At 64.2% G+C, this 18,109-nt stretch carries 16 protein-coding genes; 4 read left to right on the forward strand and 12 right to left on the reverse strand.

Going from position 1 to position 18,109, the window contains the following annotated elements:
* Positions 1 to 226 precede the first annotated feature (226 nt).
* On the forward strand, positions 227 to 1,432 hold the full coding sequence (gene zigA, locus K0P03_RS10160) for a zinc metallochaperone GTPase ZigA (protein WP_050743259.1): 1,206 nt from the start codon (positions 227 to 229) through the stop codon (positions 1,430 to 1,432).
* Between the two features lie 46 nt (positions 1,433 to 1,478).
* On the opposite strand, the gene mgrA is transcribed toward zigA, so the two are convergent.
* The 7 genes from mgrA to K0P03_RS10195 all read right to left on the reverse strand — a co-directional run bounded on the left by mgrA (position 1,479) and on the right by K0P03_RS10195 (position 8,969).
* On the reverse strand, positions 1,479 to 2,510 hold the full coding sequence (mgrA, locus tag K0P03_RS10165; RefSeq protein WP_272789504.1) for an L-glyceraldehyde 3-phosphate reductase: 1,032 nt from the start codon (positions 2,508 to 2,510) through the stop codon (positions 1,479 to 1,481).
* 213 nt (positions 2,511 to 2,723) lie between these two features.
* Complete coding sequence (locus K0P03_RS10170) at positions 2,724 to 3,857, reverse strand: Gfo/Idh/MocA family protein (protein ID WP_272789505.1); 1,134 nt, start codon at positions 3,855 to 3,857, stop codon at positions 2,724 to 2,726.
* A 12-nt stretch (positions 3,858 to 3,869) separates the two neighbouring features.
* Complete coding sequence (locus K0P03_RS10175; protein ID WP_272789506.1) at positions 3,870 to 4,631, reverse strand: sugar phosphate isomerase/epimerase family protein; 762 nt, start codon at positions 4,629 to 4,631, stop codon at positions 3,870 to 3,872.
* A gap of 63 nt (positions 4,632 to 4,694) precedes the next feature.
* Entirely contained in the window at positions 4,695 to 5,777 is a 1,083-nt protein-coding gene (locus tag K0P03_RS10180) for an ABC transporter ATP-binding protein (protein ID WP_272789507.1), read from the reverse strand.
* A 3-nt stretch (positions 5,778 to 5,780) separates the two neighbouring features.
* Positions 5,781 to 6,710, reverse strand: a complete 930-nt coding sequence (locus K0P03_RS10185) for a carbohydrate ABC transporter permease (protein WP_430439313.1) — start codon at positions 6,708 to 6,710, stop codon at positions 5,781 to 5,783.
* Positions 6,703 to 7,605 carry a carbohydrate ABC transporter permease gene (locus K0P03_RS10190; RefSeq protein WP_050743263.1) on the reverse strand — a complete coding sequence of 301 codons (903 nt, stop codon included), beginning with the start codon at positions 7,603 to 7,605 and terminating at the stop codon, positions 6,703 to 6,705. Before K0P03_RS10190 ends, K0P03_RS10185 begins: the two co-directional genes overlap by 8 nt.
* 128 nt (positions 7,606 to 7,733) lie before the next feature.
* Complete coding sequence (locus K0P03_RS10195; RefSeq protein WP_037408037.1) at positions 7,734 to 8,969, reverse strand: ABC transporter substrate-binding protein; 1,236 nt, start codon at positions 8,967 to 8,969, stop codon at positions 7,734 to 7,736.
* Positions 8,970 to 9,390: 421 nt separating this feature from the next.
* On the opposite strand from K0P03_RS10195, the gene K0P03_RS10200 reads away from it, so the two are divergent.
* A complete protein-coding gene (locus K0P03_RS10200) occupies positions 9,391 to 10,434 on the forward strand; it encodes a LacI family transcriptional regulator (RefSeq protein WP_050743264.1) in 1,044 nt (347 codons plus the stop codon).
* A gap of 127 nt (positions 10,435 to 10,561) precedes the next feature.
* Positions 10,562 to 11,815, forward strand: a complete 1,254-nt coding sequence (locus tag K0P03_RS10205) for an MFS transporter (RefSeq protein WP_272789508.1) — start codon at positions 10,562 to 10,564, stop codon at positions 11,813 to 11,815.
* Positions 11,816 to 11,889: 74 nt separating this feature from the next.
* Here K0P03_RS10205 and gndA read toward each other — a convergent pair whose 3' ends face one another.
* Complete coding sequence (gene gndA / locus K0P03_RS10210) at positions 11,890 to 13,320, reverse strand: NADP-dependent phosphogluconate dehydrogenase (RefSeq protein WP_272789509.1); 1,431 nt, start codon at positions 13,318 to 13,320, stop codon at positions 11,890 to 11,892.
* Positions 13,321 to 13,347: 27 nt separating this feature from the next.
* Here gndA and K0P03_RS10215 point away from each other — a divergent pair, with 27 nt between their 5' ends.
* A complete protein-coding gene (locus tag K0P03_RS10215) occupies positions 13,348 to 13,509 on the forward strand; it encodes a hypothetical protein (RefSeq protein WP_272789510.1) in 162 nt (53 codons plus the stop codon).
* A gap of 23 nt (positions 13,510 to 13,532) precedes the next feature.
* On the opposite strand, the gene ccoS is transcribed toward K0P03_RS10215, so the two are convergent.
* From ccoS to ccoG, 4 genes are read right to left on the reverse strand one after another with little or no spacing between them, the layout of a single operon-like run.
* Positions 13,533 to 13,688 (reverse strand): cbb3-type cytochrome oxidase assembly protein CcoS, encoded by a 156-nt coding sequence (gene ccoS, locus K0P03_RS10220; protein WP_023513303.1) that lies wholly within the window; start codon positions 13,686 to 13,688, stop codon positions 13,533 to 13,535.
* Positions 13,685 to 15,973: a cation-translocating P-type ATPase gene (locus K0P03_RS10225; RefSeq protein ID WP_272789511.1), complete on the reverse strand. Its 2,289-nt coding sequence runs from the start codon at positions 15,971 to 15,973 to the stop codon at positions 13,685 to 13,687. The genes ccoS and K0P03_RS10225 overlap by 4 nt, the downstream gene beginning before the upstream one ends.
* Positions 15,970 to 16,467 carry a FixH family protein gene (locus K0P03_RS10230; RefSeq protein ID WP_130515626.1) on the reverse strand — a complete coding sequence of 166 codons (498 nt, stop codon included), beginning with the start codon at positions 16,465 to 16,467 and terminating at the stop codon, positions 15,970 to 15,972. The genes K0P03_RS10225 and K0P03_RS10230 overlap by 4 nt, the downstream gene beginning before the upstream one ends.
* A complete protein-coding gene (ccoG, locus tag K0P03_RS10235) occupies positions 16,467 to 18,038 on the reverse strand; it encodes a cytochrome c oxidase accessory protein CcoG (protein ID WP_272789512.1) in 1,572 nt (523 codons plus the stop codon). The genes K0P03_RS10230 and ccoG overlap by 1 nt, the downstream gene beginning before the upstream one ends.
* Between the last annotated feature and the right edge of the window lie 71 nt (positions 18,039 to 18,109).

Consider the following 18,109-nt stretch of genomic DNA (forward strand, 5'->3'; position numbering starts at 1 on the left):
ACCCGTGATCCGCTCCCCGACCGGTGAGCACGGCACGCTCACCTTCCTCCGTCATGCGCGGGCCTGATCCGGGCATCCAAGACCGGGCATGCCGGCCGGATAGCCGGGGCAAGCCCGGAAATGCGGTGCGAACCGGTCGATAGGATGAACACACGAACGAGGCGGGAGCACCCCGCCTTTTTCGGCCCCAAAAATGTAATAGTATAACATTAAGAGGCAATCGCCCATGGACAACCGCCTTCCCGTCACCGTCCTCTCCGGCTTCCTCGGCGCCGGCAAGACGACGCTGCTCAACCATGTTCTGAACAACCGCAGCGGCCTGCGTGTCGCGGTCATCGTCAACGACATGAGCGAGGTCAACATCGACGCCGCCCTCATCCGCGACGGCGGGGCCGACCTTTCGCGCACCGACGAACAGCTCGTCGAGATGACGAACGGCTGCATCTGCTGCACGCTGCGCGACGACCTCCTCGCCGAGGTCCGCCGGCTGGCGGAGATGAACCGCTTCGACTACCTGCTGATCGAATCGAGCGGCATTTCCGAGCCGCTGCCCGTCGCCACCACCTTCGATTTCCGCGACGAGAACGGCCTGAGCCTGTCGGATGTCGCCCGGCTGGACACGATGGTGACGGTCGTCGATGCCGCCAACCTGCTGAAGGACTATGCGTCCGAGGACTTTCTCGCCGATCGCGGCGAAACGGCGGGCGAAGGCGACACGCGCACGCTGGTGGAACTGCTCGTCGAACAGATCGAATTTTCCGATGTCATCGTGCTCAACAAGACCGGCGCGGCGAGCCCCGACGACCTTCGCGCGGCACGCCAGATCGTCGGCAGCCTCAACAGCTCCGCCCGCATCGTCGAAACGGATTTCGGCCGCGTCGAGCTTGCCGACATCCTCGGCACCGGCCGCTTCGATTTCGAGAAGGCGAGCGAACACCCGCTCTGGTTCAAGGAACTGCACGGCTTCAGGGACCATGTGCCGGAGACCGAAGAATACGGCATCCGCTCCTTCGTCTACCGTGCGAAGAAACCCTTCCATCCGGCCCGCTTCAAGGCCTTCCTCGGCGAGACCTGGCCCGGCGTCGTCCGCGCCAAGGGCTTCTTCTGGCTTGCCACCCGGCCGCACCATGTCGGCGAGCTGAGCCAGGCGGGCGCGCTGGTCCGGAGCGGCCGGCTCGGTCTCTGGTGGGCCGCCGTGCCACGCCAGCACTGGCCGCAGGATCCGGCGGCAGTGGAGGCCATTGCCAGCGCCTCGGATCCCGTCTGGGGCGACCGGCGGCAGGAGCTCGTCTTCATCGGCGCGGACCCGATGGATGAAGCCGCGCTCCGCCGCCGGCTGGACGCCTGTCTTGTCGAGGCGGAAACATTCGAGCCCGCCCGCTGGGCCAACCTGCCGGACCCCTTCCCGCTCTGGGCCCGCAAGGCGGGATAAGCGGATGAGGTGCTCGCCCGGCCTTGCGGCCGGGCGAGCCATCCCGTCAGTCGAGTTCGGCGGACTTCTTCCAGAGGTTGATGTCCGCACCCTGGCTATAGGTGTCGATCGCAGCCAGTTCTTCCGCGGTAAAGTCCGGCTTTTCCAGTGCTTTGACGCAGTCGACGATCTGCGCGGAGCGGCTGGCGCCGATCAGCGCGGAGGTGATGCGTCCGCCGCGCAGCACCCAGGCGATCGCCATCTGGGCCAACGTCTGGCCGCGCCGCTCGGCGATCTCGTTCAGCTTGCGGACATTGTCGATGATCTCGGGGCGGATGAAGTCCGCCTTGAGGAAGTGGTTCAGCGCCGCGCGGCTGTCACCCGGAATGCCCCCGAGATATTTCGCGGTCAGCATGCCCTGCGCCAGCGGCGAAAAGACGATGGAACCGATGCCGAGTTCGTCCAGCGTATCGACGAGGCCATCCGTCTCGATCCAGCGGTTGAGCATGGAATAGCTCGGCTGGTGGATGATGCAGGGCGTGCCGAGGTCCTTCAGGATCGCCGCCGCCTCGCGGGTGCGCTGCGAATTGTACGAGGAGATGCCGACATAGAGCGCGCGGCCGGAGCGCACGATATGGTCGAGTGCCCCGCAGGTTTCTTCGAGCGGCGTCTCCGGATCGAAGCGGTGGGAATAGAAGATGTCGACATAGTCGAGACCCATGCGCTTCAGGCTCTGGTCGCAGGAGGCGATCAGGTACTTGCGACTGCCCCACTCGCCATAGGGACCCGGCCACATGTCGTAACCGGCCTTCGAGGAAATGATCAGCTCGTCGCGCAGATGGGCGAAATCCGTGCGCAGGATCTCGCCGAAGGCGATTTCGGCCGTGCCGGGCGGCGGGCCGTAATTGTTGGCGAGGTCGAAATGGGTAATGCCGAGGTCGAAGGCAGTGCGGCACATATCGACTTTACGGTCATGCGGCGTGTCGTCGCCGAAATTGTGCCAGAGCCCGAGCGAGATCGCCGGCAGCTTCAGGCCGGTCCGTCCCAGCCGGTTGTAGGTCATCGTGTCGTAACGGTTTTCCGCAGGCTGCCAGGCCATGATAAATTCCTTCGTTCTTTCGGGGCGAGTCTCAATACCGCTCTCCTGCGCATCGCGACAAGAGGCTTTTCCCCCCTCTCCCCGCAAGCGGAGAGAGGGGACTTGCCCCACGAACGGGTATTGGTTGGGGAAAACGGTACGGCATGTCCCCTTCGCCCCGCTTGCGGGGAGAAGGTGGCCGGCAGGCCGGATGAGGGGCGGCCGCGGACAATATTACCGCAAAAGCGCCCGCGCCTCCTCGATGCCCAACGCCGCAGGCTGCGTGCAGGTCGTCACGATATCCACCGCCCTGCCCTCCTCGGCCGAATGCAGGATCGCGGTCAGGACGTCGATCGTGTGCAGCGAGCGGTCGAGCGAGCAGCGATAGTCGCGGCCGGTCGTCACCGCCTCCATCATGTCGGCAAGGCCGATGCCGCGGTAGTTCGCCTGTCGGCCCCAGTCGAACTGGTAGTTCTGCGCCGTCAGCGGGTGGTCCCAAACCTCCACCGCGACAGGCTCGCGGTCCGTGCCGGCGACCTCCACCGTGCCGCCGAAGAAATTCGGATCAGGCACGAAGACGGCGCCTTCGGTGCCGTAGAGTTCCATGTTCTGGTGGCGATGCGCCCAGACGTCCCAGCTCGCCATCAGCGAGACTTGCGCGCCGCTGACGAAGTCGAGGATGGCATGGATGTTCGTCGCGACGGCCACCGGCACCTTCTCGCCGAGACGGGGACCGTTGCCGATGGTGCGCGCCTCATACGCCCGGTTTGCGAGCGCCACGACGCGCCGCACCGGCCCGACGAGATTGACGAGGTTGTTGACGTAGTAAGGCCCCATATCGAGGACCGGCCCGCCACCCGGCGCGAAGAAGAAGTCCGGGTTCGGATGCCAGCTCTCCATGCCCGGCCCCAGCACATGCGCGGTGCCGGACATGATCTTGCCGACCCTGCCGCTGTCGATGAGATGGCGCACGAACTGGTGCGCGCCGCCAAGATAGGTATCCGGCGCCGAACCGACCTTCAGCCCCCTGGCATCGGCGATGCGACGGAGATCCTCGCCCTGCTCCAGCGTCAGCACGAACGGTTTTTCGGAATAGACGTGCTTTCCGGCCTCCAGCGCCCTTTCCGAGACCGGGTAGTGTGCCTCCGGCACCGTCAGGTTGACGACGACATCGACGGAAGGGTTGGCGAGCAGCGCCTCGATCTCCTGCGCTTCCACGCCGAACGCCTCCGACCGCGCTCTGGATGCGGCAGGGTTGATGTCGGCGCAGGCGACGAGCCTCAGGTTCCTGAACGTCGGGATCAGCCTGAAATAGGCACTCGAAATGTTGCCGCAGCCGATGATGCCGACTCCGTATTCCTTGCTCATGGCGGTCAGTCCTTAAAATGCCTTGATGGTCGCGATCGAACGCGTGGCGAGCCGTGCGATATCCTTGGGGTTGTCGTGTTCGACGATGAAATGCCGCACGGGCGAGCCGGCGAGCGCCTTGGCCAGATCCGCCCAGGGCACGATACCGTGGCCGACATCCGCCCAGCCGTCCTCGTCGGCATTCTCGCCTTTGGGCGCGATGTCCTTGACGTGCACGGCGGTGATGCGATCGCCGTATTTTCTGATCCAGGCGAAGGGATCCGCACCGCCACGGATGATCCAGGCGATATCCGCCTCCCAGGCGAGGTCCGGACCACCGGCAAAGAGGTGATCCAGCGGCACGGCGCCGTCGGACAGCGTGAAGAACTCGAAGTCATGATTGTGCCAGCCGAAGGTGAGACCGTCCTTGCGGATTGGCTCGCCGGCCTTCTGCAGGCGCTCGCCGAAGGCGCACCAGCCGGCAGCATCCGTCGGACGGTCCTCCGGCAGGAGATAAGGGCAGTAGACAGCGACGATGCCGAGCGTGCGGCAGATGGCAAGCACGCGTTCCGGCTCGCTCTCAAGCATATCGAGGCTGAAATGGGCGGTCGGCATGGTGAGGCCGTTCGCATCGAGATCGGCCTTCACCGCAAGGATCGCCGCATCGTCGAGCGCGGCATAGAGGGCGCCATACCCCTCCACCTGCTTGTAGCCTGCCTCGGCAAGGATGCGGAAAACCGCCGAAAAAGGCTGGAAGTCACGGGCGCTGTAAAGCTGGAAGCTGACTGTCTGCATCAAGAAATCCTCGTCTTGCTGAAAGTGGAAAACCGGCTTGAAGGGAGGCAAGCCGTGCCGGCCCTAGATCCGCTCCTCCGTCTGCGCATCGAACAGCGAGGCGAGCCCCATGTCGAAGGCGAGCGTGACAGCGGTTCCCGGCGCAAAGCGCCGCGCCCCACCGACGCGGACGGAAAGGGTATGACCGGCATGTCTGAGCCAGAGCAGGTTGTCGGCCCCCATCGGCTCTTCGATGTCGACGGTCGCCTTGTGGGTCTCGATGCCCTCGGCATTGACCGCGACATGTTCCGGCCGCACGCCGAGCACGACGTTCCGGCCGGGCTGGAGCAGGTCCAACGCGCGATAGCCGTCGAGCGCGAAATCAACGCCATTGGTCGCGAAGACCGGTCTGCCGTCCCGCGCTGCAATCTCGCCGCGCAAAAAATTCATCGACGGGGAGCCGATGAAGCCGGCGACGAACATGTTTTTTGGCGCATTGTAGATTGTGTTGGGATCGGCGAGCTGCTGGATGACACCGCTCTTCATGATGGCGATGCGGTCGGCGAGCGTCAGCGCCTCGATCTGGTCGTGGGTGACGTAGACCATCGTGTTCTTCAGCGACTGGTGCAGCCGCTTGATTTCCACACGCAGTTCCGAGCGCAGTTTCGCATCGAGATTGGAGAGCGGCTCGTCGAACAGGAAGACGTCGACATCGCGCACCAGCGCCCGGCCGATCGCCACGCGTTGACGCTGGCCACCGGAGAGTTCCGAGGGCTTGCGCTTGAGGAGCGGACCGATCTGCAGGATTTCGGCGGCGCGGGCGATGCGCTTGTCGATCTCCGGCTTCGGCACCTTGGCGACCTGCAGACCGAAGGAGAGGTTTTTCTCCACCGTCATCTGCGGGTAGAGCGCGTAGGACTGGAACACCATGCCGATGCCGCGGTCCTTCGGCTCCTCCCAGGTGACGTTCTTGTTCTTGATGAAGACCTGCCCGCCGGTCGGCTCCAGAAGGCCGGCGATGCAGTTGAGCAGGGTCGATTTCCCGCAGCCGGACGAACCCAGAAGCACCAGGAATTCGCCGTCGCCGATGTCGAGATTGAGGTTTTCCAGCACGTTGACCGCGCCGAAGCTGAGCGAAAGGTCCTTGATCGATACGGAGTTCTGCATGGCTTAACCCTTCACGGCGCCGGCGGCGATGCCGCGGACGAAGAGACGCCCCGACACGAAATAGACGATGAGCGGAACCGCGCCGGTGAGCAAAGTCGCGGCCATGTTGACGTTGTATTCCTTCACCCCCTGGACGGAGTTGACGATGTTGTTGAGCTGCACGGTCATCGGGTAGACCTCCGGTCGGGTGAAGACGACACCGAAGAGGAAGTCGTTCCAGATCCCGGTAATCTGCAGGATCATCGCGACGACGAAGATCGGCAGCGACATGGGCAGCATGATGCGCAGGTAAATCTGCCAGAACCCTGCCCCGTCGATGCGCGCCGCCTTGAACAGTTCCTCCGGAAGCGCGGAAAAATAGTTTCGGAAGAGCAGTGTAAGGATCGGCATGCCGAAGATGGTGTGTACCAGGACGAGGCCGGTCAGCGTGCCGTAGATCCCCATTTCGCGCAGCACGATGACGATCGGATAGATCATCACCTGATACGGAATGAAGGCCCCGACGATGAGGATGGTGAAGAAGATATCCGCGCCTCTGAACTTCCAGTTGGCGAGCGCGTAGCCGTTGACCGAGGCGACGAGGATGGAGATCAGCGTCGAGGGCACGGTGATGCGCACGGAATTCCAGAAGCCGCGAGACAGGCCATCACAGTTGAGGCCGGTGCAGGCGCTGGCCCAGGCCTTCGCCCAGGGTTCGAAGGTGATTTCCAGCGGCGGCGAAAAGATGTTGCCGAGGCGGATTTCCGGCATGCCCTTCAGCGAGGTGACGATCATGACGTAGAGCGGCAGCAGATAGTAGAGCGCGGCGACGAAGAGCGTGCCGTAGAGCATGATGTTGCGGCCGGAAAGGGCACGGCGAGGCTTGGCGCCCCAGGGCTCCGCACCGGCTTTGGCAGCGGCTGCGGGAGCGGAAAGAATGACGCTGTCAGACACGCTTGCGCCCTCCGAATTCGAGGTAGGCCCAGGGGATGATGATGATGGCGACCGTGACGAGCATCATGGTGGAGGCGGCAAAGCCCTGCCCGAGATTTTGGGCCTGGAACATGTAGTCGTAGACGTATTTCGCCGGCACCTCCGAGGCGATACCCGGCCCGCCGCTCGTCTGCGCCACCACGAGGTCATAGACCTTGACGATGCCGCTGGCGATGATGACGAGAGTGGTGATGAAGACGGGGCGCATCATCGGGATGACGATGAAGAGATAGGTCTTCCACATCGGGATACCGTCGACGCGTGCCGCCTTCCAGATGTCCTCGTCAATGCCGCGAAGCCCCGCAAGCAGCAGGCACATGACAAGCCCCGTGCCCTGCCAGAGGCCGGCAATCAGCACGCCATAGATGACGATCTGCGCATCGTAGAGCGGATCGAAGGCAAAGCTTTCCCAGCCGAGCGAACGCACGACGGATTGCACGCCGAATTCCGGATTGAGGATCCACTGCCACACGAGGCCGGTGACAATGAAGGACAGCGCGAAGGGAAAGAGGAAGATCGTGCGAAACGTGTTTTCGAAGCGGATCTTCTGGTCCATCAGCGCCGCCAGCACGAACCCCATGACGAGGCTGAAGACCAGTGTCAGCGCGCCGTAGATCGCGAGATTCTGGATCGAGACGATCCAGCGCGGCGCATCCCACAGGCGCTCGTACTGGTCGAGGCCGACGAACTTCGCCCGTGGCAGCAGCTTCGAATTGGTGAACGAATAGACGACCGTCCAGATCGTGCCGCCGAGAAAGATGACGACAGCGGTGAGCATCATGGGAATGGAGGCAATCTTGGAACTGAGATTGCGCAGCAGTTTACGGGGACGACCGGTGTGTGCCTGGCCCGTCATGGGTCACTTCCTCCTTGGTCTCGATCAGGGATGTGCCCCGCGAGGGGCGCCATCGGCCAGCGGCAAGCCACCGGCCGATGCATTCACCCGCAATTCCGGAGGCAGACCCGCCGGAATTGCCCACCCGATCAGTCCGCCGAAGCGATGATGTCGGTGAACCGCTTCTGCGCGTCTTCCGGCGTCATCGCGGGATTGGCGAAGAATTCGGAGAAGAGGTCCTCCTTCTGCTTCTGGCTGTCGGCCGTCAGAAGCTGGTCTGTGCCCTCGATCACATTGCCCTTGGCGAGGATGTCGAGGCCCTTCTTCATGCAGTCGTTCGCCGCCGCAAGATCGACGTCGCCCCGAACGGGAAGCGAGCCTTTCTTGAGGTTGAACGCCACCTGGGTGACCGGGGAGAGCAGCGTGGAGGCCAGCACTTCCTGCGCCTTGGACTTCTCCGCATCCGCCAGAACCGGGAAATAGAAAGCATCGCCGCCGGTCGAGATGACCTCGTTCACGCCGAGGCCTGGAAGGCAGGTATAATCCTTGCCGGCCACCTTGCCGGCGAGCGCGAACTCGCCCTGCGCCCAGTCGCCCATGATCTGGCCGCCGGCCTTGCCCGTTATCACCATATTGGTCGCCTGGTTCCAGTCCTGCACATTCGTGCCCTTGGACATGCGCCGCGCATCCTCGGCCGCCTTGAAGACCTTTGCCATGTCAGGACCGGCCGCCACCTCGGCGTCCTTGTCCTTGAACACCGCGTTGAACGTGTCCTTGCCGGCGATCGCCACCATCAGCACGTCGAAGGCACCGGCCGCCTGCCAGGGCTGGCCGCCGAGGGCGAGCGGAACGATGCCGGCCTTTTCCAGCGCGGGCGCGGCGGCAACGAACTCGTCCCAGTTCTTCGGAACAGGCACGCCCGCCGTCTCGAAGGCGGCGTTCGACAGCCACAGCCATTGCCAGGAATGGATGTTGACCGGCGCGCAATAGACCTTGCCGTCGACCGTGCAGCTGTCGAGCAGGCTGGCGGGCTTGACGATCTCCTTCCAGTTCTCGCGCGTCGCCACATCCGTGAGGTCGCGCAGGAGGCCGGCCTCGATCAGCTCCTCCGCCTGGCGCCCGTGATTGAACTGGGTCGCCCCCATCGGGTCGCCGCCGGTGATGCGGCTGACCATGATCGGGCGCGCCGTGCCGCCGGCACCTGCAATCGCGCCATCGACCCATTTGTTGCCCGTCGCATCGAAGGCCTTTGCAAATTCCGCGACCGCCGCAGCCTCCCCGCCCGACGTCCACCAATGGGTCACCTCCAGATCGGTCGCGTTGGCGACGGCAAACGGCAGGACCGCGGTCGCTGCCAGCGCAGCAGCCATAAAGCGCATTTTCATGAGTCTCCTCCCTCACTGAAACGTTGCAGTAAAAACGTAGCCTAATCGTTTTCATCACGCAACAGGAGTGAAAGACAAAAGCGGCTTTTCCTCCCCGCGCAAATTTACCGACCAGAGAATACCGTATTTCTGGCGAGAAGGGTCGCAACGGAAACCACGCAGAATGAGATCAAATAATTGTTTGTATTACAAAAAAACGAATATTTGAAAACTGGTGCATACGGAAAATTTCGCAAGCGCATACTTTATGGCTTTGCGGTGCAAAACGAACCCTCCGACTTACCTGGGCCACCAACGGTGTATTTTTTGCTCGACAAAGAACCTGTATCGTTACAGCTTGAGGCAACCCGTCGCGAGGGAGTGGCGGGCCAAGGTAAAAAATGTATAACCGGTCCAAGGGCGTAGAGGTGGCAGGCTGGGGATGGACAAGACGAAGAGCGAGGGCCCGGCCGGAGCGCTTCCACAACCGGGCGAGCGGCCGACGCTGAAGACGATCGCCTTCATGACGGGCCTCGGCATCACCACGGTTTCGCGGGCGCTGAAGGACGCGCCCGATATCGGTGCGGAGACGAAGGAGCGCGTGCGCCTCGTCGCGCGCCAGATCGGCTACCAGCCAAACCGCGCCGGCGTGCGTCTGAGAACCGGCAAGACGAATGTCATCAGCCTGATCCTCAGCCTGGAGGAAGAGATCATGGGCCTGACAAGCCCCATGGTCATCGGCATTTCGGAAGTCCTCGCGACGACCCAGTACCATCTCGTGGTGACACCCTACAGGGCGCAGGGCAATGCGCTGGATCCGGTGCGCTACGTGCTGGAAACGGGCGCGGCCGACGGTGTGATCATCTCGCGCACCGAACCGAAGGACCCGCGCGTCGCACTGATGATGGAGCGTAACTTTCCCTTCGCCACGCACGGGCGCACGGAAATGGATCTCACCCATCCCTACCACGATTTCGACAACGAGCGTTTTGCCTACGAGGCGGTCCGCAAGCTCGTCGAGCGCGGCCGCAAGCGGCTCATCCTGCTGCAGCCGCCACCCTACCTCACCTTCTACCTGCATATGCGGGCAGGGTTCGAAAAGGGCATTCGCGATTTCGGCGCGATGGCACTGCCCTTCAATCAGGTGAACCTCGACAACAATCTCGTCGATATCCGCAGGGCCGCGGAAGCGCTGTTCAGCGCACCGGACGGGCCCGACGGCATCGTCTCGGGCAGCGGCGGCGGCGCGGTGGCACTGATCGCCGCGCTGGAGGCCAACGGCCGCAAGCTTGGCGAGGACATCGACATGGTGTCGAAGGAGCCGCACATGTTCCTGCAATGGCTGCGGCCCGAGGTCGTGACCATGCGCGAGGACATCCGCCTTGCCGGCCGCGAGCTCGCCAAGGCCGTCATCGGCCGCATCGAGGGAGCGGCGCCGGAAGACCTGCAGACCCTCAGCTATCCGATCCCGACGGACGACACCTGACACACGCCCCCTGCCCCGGCTGGCCGGAGCCCTGCTGTGGTCATTTCTGGCCGTTGCGGATCGCTCGTTTTTACGGCACCGCAGAGCGGTCGCGTGAATCATCACGGCAGGCGGGCAAGGAGCGATGATGGCCGACGAGAAACAACGACTGAACTATGTGCTGTTCCTCATCGCGGGCGCCGGCCTTGTCAACATCGCAAGGGCAATGACGCTCTCGTTCCTCGCCATCAAGCTGCAGCAGACCTTCGGCCTCGGACCGGCGATGATTGGCATGTTGCTGGGCATCGGTCCGCTCGTCGGCGCGGTCGCCGCCCCCTTTGCGGGTTCGCTGTCGGACAAGGTGGGCCGCAAGGCCGTGCTGACGCTTACGCTGCTGTCCATGGCCCTGGCCATGGTCGGCATGGGGATCGCCGAGACGGTGCTCGCCTTCTGCATCGCCCAGGTCGTCGCGGCCGTCGCGGTTGCGATCAACGAACCGGTTTCCCGCGCGCTGATGAGCGACGTGTGCCCCGAACCGCTGCGTCTCAAATATTTCTCCTGGCGCTATATGGCGATCAACTTCGGCTTTGCCGTCGGCCCGCTGATCGGCATTGCGGCGGGCGCCGCGTCCATGACGCTCTTCATCATCGCCGGCGCCGTCTATGCGATGTTCGCGTTTGCGCTCTACCTGTTGGCCGTGCCGCTGCACCGCAGCGCGGTGGAGCAGGCTTCCACACCGAGACTGTCGGTGCTTCAGAGCATCAAGACCGCGGCCCGCGATCCGCGCCTTGCCTTCTTCGTCGGCGGTGGCACCCTGCTGATCGCCGTATACGGCCAATGGTCGGCCACGCTCGCCCCCTATCTTTCCGGCAGCATACCCGGTGGCGTGGAGATCTTTGCCTACATCGTCTCCATCAACGGCGCGGTCGTCCTGATCGGAAACCCGTTCGCCCGCCGCTTCATCGAACGCGCCGGCGCACTCAATGCCCTCATCGTCGGCTGCCTGCTGTTCCTTGCCGGCGAGCTCGGCTTCCTCTTCTCCGGCGGCCTCTGGGGCTTTGCCATCTCGATGGTCGTTTTCACCATCGGCGAAATCCTGGTCGTCCCGTCGGAATACATGCTGGTCGACGGCATCGCGAACGACCGCAACAGGGGCAGCTATTTCGGCGCCCACTCGTTCTCGACCCTCGGCAATTTCGTCGGCCCGACCTTCGGCGGCCTCATGCTCGGCGCCTTCGGCGGCCCCGGCATGTTCCTTCTGTTCGCGGGCTTCTCGGTGGCCAGTGCCATCCTGTTTGCAATCGGCACGAGAATGCCCCCGCCCAAAGCCTCGGCGAAACCTGCACTCGCAGCCCTGTCGGACGGCGCCATCGGCCCGCATCTTCGCGGCGTCTATGCCTGACGCAGCCGCAAAACACCCGCAAACGAAAAGGCCCGGTCTTGCGACCGGGCCTTTTCTCATCGTGCCGCCGGATCTCAGGCGTTGAGGCCGGAACCCCACGGACCGTGATGGCTGTCGGCACCGTCGACGCGGTCGAAGCCATGGGCGCCGAAGAAGTCGCGCTGGGCCTGGATGACGTTGGCCGTGCCGCGCGCGCGGCGGTAGCTGTCGAAATAACCGAGCGCAGAGGCGAGCGCAGGGACCGGCAGGCCGTGCAGCGCGGCAGCGGAGACGACGCGGCGCAGCGCCCCGTCGGTTTCCTTGACCATGGCCGCAAAGGCCGGTGTGACGATGAGGTTCGCCGCATCCGGCGCCTTGGTGAAGGCGCTGGTGATCTCGTCGAGGAACTGCGAGCGGATAATGCAGCCGGCACGCCAGATCTTGGCGATGGTCGGCATCGGCAGGTTCCAGCCATATTCCTTCGAGGCGGCGGACATCACGGCAAAGCCCTGCGCATAGGCACCGATCTTGCCAGCCAGCAACGCGCTTTCGAGGTCCTTGATGAAGGCGGCCTTGTCGGCCACGGCGAGTGCCGGCACGTCCGGCAGGCCGAGGATCTTTTCAGCGGCTTCGCGCTCCGTCTTGAACGAGGAGATCGAGCGGGCGGCGACGGCGGCCTCGATGCCGGTCGCCGGAACGCCCATGTTCTGCGCCTCGATGGCGGACCATTTTCCCGTACCCTTCTGGCCGGCCTTGTCGAGGATCATGTCGACCATCGGTCCACCGCCGATCGGGTCCTTGGCGGCAAGAACCGTCTCGGTGATCTCGATCAGATAGGATTCGAGACGGCCCTTGTTCCATTCGCCGAAGACGGCGCTGATTTCCGACGCGCTCATCTTCAGGCCGTCGCGCAGGATGCCGTAGATCTCGGCGATCATCTGCATGTCGGCATACTCGATACCGTTGTGGATGGTCTTGACGAAGTGACCGGCGCCGTTCTCGCCGAGCCAGGCGACACAGGGCTCGTCCTTGTACGTGGCGGCGATCGAGGTCAGCACCTTCTCGACGCGCTTCCACGACTCTTCCGTGCCGCCGACCATGATGGAGGGGCCGTGACGCGCGCCCTCTTCGCCCCCGGAAACACCCATGCCGATAAAGGTAAGGCCGCTGTCCTTCAGCGCATCGAAGCGGCGCATCGTGTCGCGGAAGTTCGCGTTGCCGGCATCGATCATGATGTCGTTCTGTTCGAGATAGGGACGCAGCAGATCCATCTGCTGGTCAACCGCGGCACCGGCCTGGATCATGATGATGATCGGCCGTGGCGGGCGGATGGCGGCAACGAATTCCTCGATCGTCTCGCAAGGGACGATCTGCCCCTTGAGGTCGCCGGCTTCCTCGTAGAACTCCTTCGTGCGCGCCACCGTGCGATTGAAGACTGCGATCTTGTTGCCTTTTTCAGCAATATTGAGCGCAAGGTTGGACCCCATCACGCCGAGACCGATGAGACCGATTTCCGCCTGTGCCACGTTCATACCTCCGTAGGATGGCGCGGCGTGGGATACTTCCAGACCCATGCCGGAAACGCCGCGCAGAAAGAGAGTGAGGAGCTCTGCTCCAGCGGTGGTGTTTTGGCATTCAAATCGATTTACGACAAGGGATTGTTTGCCTTTGGCGGGATTTTCACCGCCATCTGCATGGCGATTCAGGTCCCATAATTCACCCGCCTGCGGCGGCTCCGTCAGCGCTTCGGCTTGTCGTCGCCATCGTCGAGAACGCGCCAGGCGGCGCCCTCGACATCGTCATACTGCCCGCTCTTCAACGACCAGAGGAAGGCGGCAAGCCCGAGCCCGCCGAGAAAGAGCGCGATGGGAATGAGAAAGACCAGTGTGTTCATGCCGCGCGCACCAGCGGATTGACCGGGCGGGCCTCGTCCGCCGCCCGCATGGCGAAGGCCGGCATCTGGCCGCGCAGGCGCAGCGAGTTCACCACGACGATGATCGACGAGGTGGACATGGCGATGGCGGCGATCAGCGGCGTGGCGTGGCCGAGGATTGCGATCGGCACGGCGACGACATTGTAGCCGATGGCGAGCGCGAAATTCTGCCGGATAAGACGGCCGGCACGGCTGGCGGTCGCATGGGCGAAGGGCACGGCCTCAAGGCTCTCGTGCAGGAAGACGAAATCCGCCGCCTGCCGGCCGACATCGGCCGCCGTGGCCGGGGCGATGGAGACGTGGGCGGCGGCGAGCGCCGGCGCATCGTTGATGCCGTCACCGACCATCAGCACGCGGTGGCCGGCCGCCGCCCGCTCGGTGACCGCTTCCGTCTTTTCCCGGGGCGACAGCGCAGCGCGCCAGCGCGCGATGCCGAGAAGGCCCGCGATGCGGGCAACGGCCGGCGCCCGGTCACCCGAGAGGATCGCCATATCGATCTGCGCCCGCTTCAGCGTGGCGATGGCATCCTCCGCCCCAGCCCTCAGGGTGTCCTCGAAACGGAAGGTTTCCAGCACCTTGCCATTGCGCGAGAGCACGACTTCCGAAAGCCCGTGTTCCTCGTCACCGGCTGCGGCACTGCCGCTGGCGAAGGCGCGGTTGCCGAGGCGATAGAGGCCCTGGGGCGTCTCCGCCTCCAGGCCGCCGCCAGCAACTTCCGTCACGCTTTCAAAGAGCGGCATCGGCCCTGCCCAGGCGCTCGCCAGCGCCATCGACAGCGGATGGCGCGAATGGGCGGCGAGCGCCGACGCCAGCGCGAGATGGGTGCGATCGGCCTTTTCGCGATCGACGAGGCGCGGCTTGCCGAGCGTCAGCGTACCGGTCTTGTCGAAGACGGCGGTGTCGATCTCGGCAAGGCGTTCCATGGCCGACCCATCCTTGACCATCACGCCGCCGGCAAACAGGCGTCCTGCGGCAACGACCTGCACCACCGGCACCGCGAGGCCGAGCGCGCAGGGGCAGGTAATGATCAGCACGGCGATGGCGACGAGCATGGCATGCTTCCAGTCGCCATCGTAGAAACCCCAACCGAGGAAGGAGACGAGCGCCAGCAGGTGCACGGCCGGCGAATAGATCTGCGCGGCGCGGTCGGCGATGCGGCGATAGCGGGCCCGGCCCCCTTCCGCGGCCTCCATCAGGCCGATGACCTCCGACAGGAACGAATTGCGCGCCGTGGCGACAGCCTCGACGGTCAGCGAGCCGGTGAGGTTCATCGCACCCGCTTCCAGCCGCGTGCCCGGCGAGGCGGCCAGGGGATCGCTTTCGCCGTTGACGATTGAGCGGTCGATGTCGCTTGCGCCAGAAAGCACGCGGCAATCGACCGGGATACGCTCGCCGGCGGCGATGGAAAGGTGCTCGCCGACGGCGATCTCCTCGACAGGCCGGTAGTCGCGGCTGCCATCCGGCCGGATGACCATTGCCCCGCGCGGCGAAAGGCGGGCAAGGCCGGTTATGGCCGAGCGGGCGCGGTCGCGCATGACGTGGTCCAGCGTACGGCCGATCAGAAGGAAGAAAAGCAGGCTCACCGTCGCGTCGAACCAGGCATGCTCGGCGCTGTGCAGCGTCTCCCAGAGTGAAACGGCGTAGGAGAGCGTGATGGCGAGCGCAATCGGCACATCCATGTTGGTGCGGCCGTGACGCACCGCATTCCAGGCCGACTGGTAGAAGAAGCGGCCGGCATAGATCAGCGTCGGGCCGGCGATCAGCGCGGAGATCCAGTGGAAGAGGTCGCGCGTCGCGGCCTCCGCGCCCGACCAGACGGAGACCGAGAGCAGCATGATGTTCATCGCGGCGAAGCCGGATACAGCAACGGCGCGGATCAGCTGGTTGCGCAGGCGGTCGTCGCCTTCCGCCGCGAGCGAGAAGAGATGCGTGTCATAACCCGTGGCGCGAATGGCGCTGGCGATCTCCTGCGGATCGGTGCGCCGGCCTTCGACTTCCTCCTTCCAGACCACCGAAACGCGGCGGGTGGAGAGGTTGACGCGCGCCCGTTCCACGACGGGCAGCGCGTTCAGCGCGCCCTCGACCGTGGTGATGCAGGCGCCGCAATAGACGCCCGGCACGCTGAGGTCGTTCTGGCGCAGGCCTTCGCCGACGGGGCGGCTCGCCAGCATCAGTTCTTCCGAGGAAGGCAGCGCGGCACGCTGTGCATCGAGGGCGCCCTCCGTACCGGGTGCGCAGCAGCTCATTTCGCCCCTCCCGCAACAACGGTGCGCACGGTCTGGTGGAAGACCTTCTCGCCATCGCGCCTCGTGCTGATATCGACGACCCACTGGCCGGCCGGCACCGCGCGGTCCGCCGCGAACAGCCCCTCGCCCGCCGGCTGAAGAGCGACCGTGAAATCCTTGCGCTCGTCGACGGGCCGCTTGAACACCGCCGAGACGTCGTTGGCGACAACGGGAGCGCCGTTCGCATCGGTGACACGGTAGACGATGCGATCATCCTTCACGGTGAGGTCACCCTCGATGCCGCTGGCCGCAAGCGCGCGCGCTTCCGCCACCTTGCCGTTGAATTGCTGGCTGGCGACATAGGTGTTGGGCACCACGAGGCCGCTCCAGCTGTTCGAGGCATTCCACGCCATGATCAGGTTGACGGTGATGATCGTGCCGAAGAACAGCACCATGACACCCGCCATATGCCAGCCGGTGAAGACAAACCCCTGTTCCTTGCGTTCCATGGCCATCACTTTGCTCCCGGCGTGTTGAAATTGGCGGAATAGACGTCGCGCTCGTGGCCCTGCCGGTCTTCCGCGATAATCTGGAAGCCTTCGGCGGCTTCTGCAAGCCGATCCTTCGGCAGGGTGACGAAAACACGCAGCGCCGTCACCTTGTCCGGATCGGCCGGTACATCGACACTGCGGCCGTCGGCGCTCTCATGGCCGGCGATCTTCATCGTTGCGCCCGGCATGCCCTCGATCGACACGGTGATGACGCGCGGCTCGGGGATCATGTTGAGCAGCTTCACCGCATAGCCGTTGCGGACCGAACCGTCCGATTCGACGACGAACTGCGGATTGCGGTCGTGGATGACGTTGAGGTCCAGCCGGTCGCGCGAAAGGAGCGCGAAGAGCAGCGCAAAGCCGGCCAGCGACCAGACGCCGAAATAAAGCAGCGTGCGCGGGCGGAAAATGATGCGCCAGTCGAAATGCCGAATCTTGCCGTCGAAGGCGCCGTCGGCACCGCGCACGCGCTTCGGATCGACCGGCTCCGTGCCGCCGGCCGTGGCGAGCGCCATGTTGGCCGAATAGTCCGACAGCGTCGCATAGGCGATGAGGCCGCGCTCCTTGCCGATCTTGTCCATCACATTGTCGCAGGCATCGATGCACAGCGCGCAGGTGATGCATTCGAGCTGCTGGCCGTCGCGGATGTCGATGCCCATGGGACAGACGACGACGCAGGCGTTGCAATCGACGCAATCGCCGACGCTCTCGCCGGCGGCGATCGCCTTCTTGGCATGGCGGGTGCGCGGCTCGCCGCGCCAGTCGTTGTAGGTGACGACCAGCGAACTCTCATCGAGCATCGCCGCCTGGATGCGCGGCCAGGGGCACATATAAGTGCAGACCTGCTCGCGCATCAGCCCACCGAAAATGTAGGTGGTCGCGGTCAGGATGGCGACGGTGATGTAGGCGACGGGCGGCGCTTTCAGCATCGCGAAGTCGACGAGCAGCGTCGGCGCATCGGCGAAATAGAAGATCCAGGCGCCACCGGTCGCAACCGCGATCACCAGCCAGACGGCGTGCTTGCTGACACGCTTCCAGATCTTGTCGAGCGTCCACGGCCCGGTGTCGAGCTTTATCCGCGCATTGCGGTCGCCTTCGATCGCCCGCTCCACGACAAGGAAGAGATCGACCCAGACGGTCTGCGGACAGGCATAACCGCACCAGGCGCGCCCTACCGCCGAGGTGACGAGAAACAGCCCGAAGCCCGCCATGACGAGCAGACCGGCGACGAAGAAGAATTCCTGCGGCCAGATCTCGATGAAAAAGAAATAGAAACGACGGCCGGCCAGGTCGATGAGCACCGCCTGGTCCGGCGCGTGCGGCCCACGATCCCAGCGAATCCAGGGTGTCAGGTAATAGATGCCGAGCGTGATCAGCATCACCAGCCACTTGAACTGCCGGAAGCGGCCTTCCGCACGCTTCGGGAAGATCTTCTTGCGCTTTTCGTAAAGCGGCTTTCGAACCTTCGCCGAATTGACGGGTTCCGCCTCATGGCGCTCGATGGAATTGTAGATCGTCGTGGTATTCTGTTGCATGTCTGTCGGCCGCACCTGTCGTTGTGCCGGCACAATGACGCCAACGACGGTCTCCATCGTTGATCTACGTC

This window comes from Shinella sp. HY16 (genome assembly GCF_028534175.1).
Classification (GTDB): Bacteria; Pseudomonadota; Alphaproteobacteria; order Rhizobiales; family Rhizobiaceae; genus Shinella.

Excerpts from the sequence above, each read along its gene's own strand:
- zigA (WP_050743259.1), top strand. The coding sequence starts at position 227 with ATGGACAACCGCCTTCCCGTCACCGTCCTCTCCGGCTTCCTCGGCGCC.
- mgrA (WP_272789504.1), bottom strand. The coding sequence starts at position 2,510 with ATGGCCTGGCAGCCTGCGGAAAACCGTTACGACACGATGACCTACAAC.
- K0P03_RS10170 (WP_272789505.1), bottom strand. The coding sequence starts at position 3,857 with ATGAGCAAGGAATACGGAGTCGGCATCATCGGCTGCGGCAACATTTCG.
- K0P03_RS10175 (WP_272789506.1), bottom strand. The coding sequence starts at position 4,631 with ATGCAGACAGTCAGCTTCCAGCTTTACAGCGCCCGTGACTTCCAGCCT.
- K0P03_RS10180 (WP_272789507.1), bottom strand. The coding sequence starts at position 5,777 with ATGCAGAACTCCGTATCGATCAAGGACCTTTCGCTCAGCTTCGGCGCG.
- K0P03_RS10190 (WP_050743263.1), bottom strand. The coding sequence starts at position 7,605 with ATGACGGGCCAGGCACACACCGGTCGTCCCCGTAAACTGCTGCGCAAT.
- K0P03_RS10195 (WP_037408037.1), bottom strand. The coding sequence starts at position 8,969 with ATGAAAATGCGCTTTATGGCTGCTGCGCTGGCAGCGACCGCGGTCCTG.
- K0P03_RS10200 (WP_050743264.1), top strand. The coding sequence starts at position 9,391 with ATGGACAAGACGAAGAGCGAGGGCCCGGCCGGAGCGCTTCCACAACCG.
- K0P03_RS10205 (WP_272789508.1), top strand. The coding sequence starts at position 10,562 with ATGGCCGACGAGAAACAACGACTGAACTATGTGCTGTTCCTCATCGCG.
- ccoS (WP_023513303.1), bottom strand. The coding sequence starts at position 13,688 with ATGAACACACTGGTCTTTCTCATTCCCATCGCGCTCTTTCTCGGCGGG.
- K0P03_RS10225 (WP_272789511.1), bottom strand. The coding sequence starts at position 15,973 with ATGAGCTGCTGCGCACCCGGTACGGAGGGCGCCCTCGATGCACAGCGT.
- K0P03_RS10230 (WP_130515626.1), bottom strand. The coding sequence starts at position 16,467 with ATGGCCATGGAACGCAAGGAACAGGGGTTTGTCTTCACCGGCTGGCAT.
- ccoG (WP_272789512.1), bottom strand. The coding sequence starts at position 18,038 with ATGCAACAGAATACCACGACGATCTACAATTCCATCGAGCGCCATGAG.